The organism is Psychrobacter sp. CAL346-MNA-CIBAN-0220, assembly GCF_040309805.1.
Taxonomy (GTDB): domain Bacteria; phylum Pseudomonadota; class Gammaproteobacteria; order Pseudomonadales; family Moraxellaceae; genus Psychrobacter.
Map to the genome: position 1 here is coordinate 1 of NZ_JBEOPF010000286.1, position 272 is coordinate 272.

Sequence of the window (272 nt, forward strand, 5' to 3'; positions counted from 1 at the left end):
GAATACGCAGGCTTCACTTTGTGATCAAGATCTTTTTTCGTTCTGACTGAAACGACTGCTGGGACTGGGTTTGGCGCAACCGTAGGTTTGATTGTTTTTAATATAGAACTATTCGAACTCGAAATATAGGGTTTAGTAACGGCTTGGGTTTGTACTGAATTAACAGAAGGTTGGGATGCTCGAGCAGGTGCCGATTGACTATTATTTGTAGTGGCTAAATTAAGCGTTTGCCCAGGATAAATAGTATAAGGAGCCGATAAACGATTCAAACG

At 41.2% G+C, this 272-nt stretch carries 1 protein-coding gene; it reads right to left on the reverse strand.

The window, feature by feature from the left end; genetic code table 11:
- On the reverse strand, positions 1-272 hold a 272-nt coding region (locus tag AAEY88_RS13675), incomplete at both ends, for a hypothetical protein (RefSeq protein ID WP_407074467.1).